Raw genomic sequence first — 5,062 nt, 5'->3', positions numbered from 1 at the left:
TGCTGCGCGGGCTCGGCGACTCCTGAGCCCGCCTTCCGGGGCCGCGCCCGGTCGACCGCGCGCGGCCCCGGGGGTCACCCCGCGCGGGTGTCGAGTTCGTGCAACACCCGCATGGTGTCGAGTCCCCGCGCGACCGACGACTCCGGCTCCCGTCCCCCGGTCACCGCGGCGACGAACTCGCGGTCCTGTTCCTCGATGCCGTCCGCGGCGCCGTCGCCGGTCACCTCCGCGAGATCGACCGGGTTCCCGTGTCCGTCGACGAGGTCGTCGTAGTGCGCGACGTACGTGCCCTCGTCGCACACGTACCGGAACGTCGTCCCCTGTGGACCGTCGTGGTGGAAGGAGAGCGCCACCGTGCACAGCGCCCCGGACGGCACCTTCAGGCCGAGGCTCAGGTCCATCGCGATGCCCAGGTTCGCGTCCGGCGGCCCCTGGAGCGCGAACAGCCCGGAGGGGCGCTCACCCGTGGTGTGGCCGAACAGGTCCACGGTGTGGCAGGCGTGGTGCCACAGCAGGTGGTCGGTCCAGTCCCGCGGCTCGCCCAGCGCGTTGCGGTTGTCCCGGCGGAGGAAGAAGGTCTGCGCGACGAGGTGCCGCAGCCGCAGCCTCCCCGCCGCGATCCGGGCGCGCACCCAGCGGTGCGGCGGGTTGAACCGGCGGGTGTGGCACACCATCGCGACCCGGCCGGACTCCCGCGCCACCCGCGCGAGCTCCTCGGCGTCGGCGAGGTTGTCCGCCATCGGGATCTCCACCAGGCAGTGCTTGCCCGCGCGCAGGACCCGCACGGCCTGGTCCGCGTGCAGCGGGGTGGGCGTGGCGAGCACGACCGCGTCGATATCGGGGCGCACCAGCATCCCGTCCAGGTCCGTGGACACCTCCGGGACGCCGTACTCGGCGGCGACCGCGGCGCCCGCCTCGGGCCGTCCCGCCACGAGCGCGCACACCTCGACTCCGGAAATCCGCCCCAGCACGGACAGGTGTTTGCGCCCGATCGCACCCTCACCGGCGACACAGATCCGCACGCGCACCCCTTTCCACACCGACGTCCGGCACACGGACCGGCACGGCCGCACCGGCCGGGAACGAGCATAGGCGTGACCGGCGGGGTCCCTCACCCGGCACGGGGACCAGGCCGGTGGGGCGGCCCGCCGCACACCGTCCGGGACGGATGACGTAGATCGCCGCCGACCCGGGCGTGATTTCGCCCGACCGGCGATGACGCGGCCCCGGCGTCCCCGGCATGCTCTTTCCCGGGTGCCGGCCCGGCCGAGGGGTGTGCCACCCCGCAACGACGCACGGAGGTCACCGTCATGCCGTCTGAGGAACCCCCACCGCCGGTGGAGGTGCTCGTCGTGGACGACCACCCGGCGGTGCGCGGCGCGCTACGCGCCTACCTGGGCGCGCTCGGCGACGTCGACGTGGTCGCCGAGGCCGAGGACGGCCTCCGGGCACTCGACGAGCTGCGGACGTTGGCCCGGCGCCGCGCCCTGCCGCACGTCGTCGTGCTCGACCTGGCCATGCCACGCATGGACGGGGTCCTCGCCACCCGGGAGATCCGGGACCGGTTCCCGGGGGTGGCTGTCGTGGTGCTGGCCGGCTTCGGCCAGTCGTCCCGGGCCCACGCGGCGTTGACCGCGGGCGCCCGGGCGTGCCTGTCCAAGGACGGCGACCCGGGGCAGCTCGTCCGGACACTGCGGACGGTCGCCGACAACCACCCCGGTCCGCGCGGGGACGCACCGTCACCGGACGGGGGAGCCTGATGTCCGTCTCCGGACACCCGGCCACCCGGCCACCCGGCCGTGGAGCACGCTCGGTGGCGGGGCGTGTGCCCGACGTCATCGGCCCTCGACACTCCGGTCGCACCCGCCGCGCGACAAATGACGTAGAAACCCCGCCACAGCCGCGTGCGAGGGCACGGAGGGGTGTCCGTGCCCGGGTGGGGCGTGCATGCTGGGAGATGGCGGACGCACGTCCGCCACGGTCCGGGTGCTCCGCGCGGCCGTGCACCACCGGCACCACGAGGACCGTTCCCCCGTCGACCGCGACACCGGAGGAGGACTCCCGTATGGCCGTCCCACCGGGCCCGTCGGACACCGGATCCCGCCGGGCGGACACCGGGTGGTCCGTGTCGGTGTCCCGGGACACGACGGTGCCGGCCGACGACGTTCCGGACGGCCTCGCCGTCCTCGACCCGCGTGGGCACTTCGTCCGTCTCAACCGCGCGGCGCTCGCCCTGTGCGGCGGCACCGGCGCGGACCTCACCGGAACGCCGGGGCCGTTCCCCCTGGCCGACGAGTGCGGAGCCGGGTCACCGGGGCTGTTCGACGACGACACCGCCGAACAGGTCACCACGTACACCCCCGCCACGGGCGGGCAGCGGGAGTTCGCGTACCGGTTGCATCCGCTGTCGGACGATCCGCGCTACACGGTCGTCGCCTTCCGGGACGTCACCGACGAGCGGCACCGGCAGCGACGGGTCACCGCCCTGGCCCGGACCGCCGCCAAGCTCGCCTCCGAGGGGACGGTGTCGGCGACACTGGACGCGCTGGCCGCCGAGGTGGTGCAGGCCGACGGGCTGGCGGGGGTGCAGATCCTCACCCGGGGCGAGTCGGGCGGCCGGTTGCACGTCATGGGATCCGCCGGGTTCCGGCACCCGGCGGACTTCTTCCGCAGGCTCACGCGGGTGCACGAACTCGGTGGCACGCTGCAGATGCTCACCGCGCTGCGGACCCGGGAACCGGTGGTGATCCCGCGCCGGTGGGAGGCCCTGCGGGACGACCCCGCCTGGGCCCCGTTGCACGACTACCTGGTGGAGCTGGACTGGGACTCGTTCGTCAGCATCCCGCTGATCACGCGGGGGCAGTCCACCGGCGTGCTGAACGCCTACCTCGCCCCCGGGCAGACGGTGAACGCCCGCACGATGGAGTTCCTGACCGCGATGGCCGAGCAGGCCGCGATCGCCGTCGACTACACCGCGCTCGTCGAGCGGGAACGGGACGTGGCGCGCCGGGAGGAACGGCAGCAGCTCGCCCGCGACCTGCACGACTCGGTCGTGCAGCAGGTGTTTTCCGCCGGGATGCACGTCAAGTCGATGGAGGTGCTGGCGGGGCGGGGCGAGACCGTACCCGCCGACACGGTCGCCCGGGTGAGCGGTGAGGTCGGCGAACTCACCCGCAGCGCACTCGCGGACCTGCGGGCGATGGTGCACCAGCGGCGTCCGTCGGCGTCGGTCGCCGAGGCCGGGCTCGCCGAGGCACTGCGGGCGTTCGTGGACGGCACCGCCGCCCGTGCGGGACTGCGCTGCGAGGTTGGGATCGCCCCCGCGGTGGACGGACTGGACGCGGAACTGTCCGAGGACGTCTACCGGATCGTCACCGAGGCGGTGCACAACGTGGTCAAGCACGCGGACGCCGCGACCGTCTCGGTGGACGTGGACGTGCGGGACGGATGGCTGGCGGCCACCGTCACCGACGACGGGCGGGGATACGACACGCCGTCCGGAGCCGACGCCTCCGGCGGATACGGGATCGAGACGATGCGCGAAAGGGCGACACGATGGGGTGGAACCGTGACACCGACCTCCGGGCACGGGACGGGGACGACCGTGCGGGCCGTGCTGCCGTCGACACCGACGGCGTCGACGCTGGAGCTCCCCGACCCGACGCCGGAGGGGCCGACCCGGTGACCGGATCGTCGGCCGACCCGGTGCGGGTGCTGATCGTGGACGACCACGCCGTCGTGCGCCGCGGCATCCGTGCCTACCTCGACGTCCTCGACGACATCGAGGTCGCGGGCGAGGCCGACGACGGCGACGACGCACTCGACCGGTTGCGTGTGCTGGGCTCGCACGGGCAGCTGCCCGACGTGGTGCTGCTCGACCTCGTCATGCCCCGGATAGACGGGGTGACCGCCGCCGCGCACATCGCCGAGTCCCACCCGGGCGTCCGGGTGGTCGTGCTGACCAGCTTCGGCGAGCTGGAGCGGGTGCACACCGCCCTGGCGAAGGGCGTCGCGGGGTACCTGCTCAAGAGCGCCGGGCCGGACGAGGTGGCCGCCGCCGTGCACGCCGCCGCGGCCGACAAGGTGTATCTGGACCCGGCCGTCGCGCAGCGCCTGACCCGGGAGATGGTCTCGCCGCCCACCGGTCTGACCGCACTGACCGACCGGGAACGCGACGTGCTCGTCCTCGTGGCGCGCGGGCACTCGAACCGGGAGATCGCCGACCGGCTCGTGATCAGCGAGCGCACGGCGCGCACCCACGTGAGCAACCTCCTGCGCAAGCTGCAGCTGAGTTCCCGGACACAGGCCGCCCTCGTCGCCGTGCGGGAGGGCCTGGTCGCCGCCCGGTCCTGACCCGTCCCGCCCCCGAGCACCCACGGGTATGCGGTCCCGGGAGGCCGCCGCCCTGCCCGTGCGGTCAGATCAGGTGCTCCGGACGCACCGGGACCCGCCGCAGCGGTCGGCCCGTCGCCGCGCGGATCGCCGCGACGATCGCCGGGGTGGACGAGATGGTCGGTGGTTCGCCGACGCCCCGCAGCCCGTAGGGGGCGTGCGGGTCGGGCCGTTCGAGCACGTCGACCGCCATCCGGGGCATGTCGAGCACGGTCGGGATCAGGTAGTCGGTGAACGACGGGTTGCGGATCACGCCGTCGTCGGTGCGGATCTCCTCCAGCACCGCGAGCCCGAGGCCCTGCGCCGAACCGCCGTGGATCTGGCCGAGCACCGCCTGTGGGTGGACGGCCCGGCCGACGTCCTGGGCGCAGTCCAGCGCCACCACCTTCACCAGTCCCAGCTCGGTGTCCACGTCGACGACCGCGCGGTGGGCGGCGAAGCCGTACTGCACGTGCGCGACCCCCTGCCCGGTTTCCGGGTGCAGGCTCCCGGTGGGGCGGTGCCGCCACTCGACGGTCTCGTCCAGTTCGTCCGTACCGAGCACGGCGGCGATGTCGGCGACGACACCGTCGCGTGTGGACATCACTTTCCCGCCGTCGACCCGCAGTTCCCCGGGCGGGCGGCCGGTCCGGGCGAGCAGCGCCGTGCGCACCGCCCCCGCCGCCGCGCG

At 74.3% G+C, this 5,062-nt stretch carries 5 protein-coding genes; 3 read left to right on the top strand and 2 right to left on the bottom strand.

Annotation, left to right across the window (positions count from 1 at the left end):
- Nucleotides 1-74: 74 nt before the first annotated feature.
- On the bottom strand, nt 75-1,022 hold the full coding sequence (locus SACPADRAFT_RS0200075) for a Gfo/Idh/MocA family oxidoreductase (protein ID WP_028662099.1): 948 nt from the start codon (nt 1,020-1,022) through the stop codon (nt 75-77).
- Nucleotides 1,023-1,310: 288 nt separating this feature from the next.
- Here SACPADRAFT_RS0200075 and SACPADRAFT_RS24410 point away from each other — a divergent pair, with 288 nt between their 5' ends.
- The 3 genes from SACPADRAFT_RS24410 to SACPADRAFT_RS0200060 all read left to right on the top strand — a co-directional run bounded on the left by SACPADRAFT_RS24410 (nt 1,311) and on the right by SACPADRAFT_RS0200060 (nt 4,353).
- A complete protein-coding gene (locus SACPADRAFT_RS24410; protein WP_007026444.1) occupies nt 1,311-1,760 on the top strand; it encodes a response regulator in 450 nt (149 codons plus the stop codon).
- Nucleotides 1,761-2,065: 305 nt separating this feature from the next.
- Nucleotides 2,066-3,685 (top strand): sensor histidine kinase, encoded by a 1,620-nt coding sequence (locus SACPADRAFT_RS0200065; RefSeq protein WP_007026445.1) that lies wholly within the window; start codon nt 2,066-2,068, stop codon nt 3,683-3,685.
- On the top strand, nt 3,682-4,353 hold the full coding sequence (locus tag SACPADRAFT_RS0200060; protein WP_007026446.1) for a response regulator: 672 nt from the start codon (nt 3,682-3,684) through the stop codon (nt 4,351-4,353). The genes SACPADRAFT_RS0200065 and SACPADRAFT_RS0200060 overlap by 4 nt, the downstream gene beginning before the upstream one ends.
- A 64-nt stretch (nt 4,354-4,417) precedes the next feature.
- Here the strand turns inward: SACPADRAFT_RS0200060 and SACPADRAFT_RS0200055 are convergent.
- A partial coding sequence (locus tag SACPADRAFT_RS0200055; RefSeq protein ID WP_007026447.1) for a molybdopterin cofactor-binding domain-containing protein occupies nt 4,418-5,062 on the bottom strand: 645 nt, incomplete at its 5' end.

Source organism: Saccharomonospora iraqiensis subsp. paurometabolica YIM 90007 (assembly GCF_000231035.2).
GTDB lineage: Bacteria > Actinomycetota > Actinomycetes > Mycobacteriales > Pseudonocardiaceae > Saccharomonospora > Saccharomonospora paurometabolica.
Note: the sequence above shows the minus strand (reverse complement) of the source record. Positions and strands in the feature narration are given on the sequence as shown.

What these genes read in the sequence shown, in the direction of transcription:
- SACPADRAFT_RS24410 (WP_007026444.1), top strand. Translation starts at nt 1,311, where the DNA reads ATGCCGTCTGAGGAACCCCCACCGCCGGTGGAGGTGCTCGTCGTGGAC.
- SACPADRAFT_RS0200065 (WP_007026445.1), top strand. Translation starts at nt 2,066, where the DNA reads ATGGCCGTCCCACCGGGCCCGTCGGACACCGGATCCCGCCGGGCGGAC.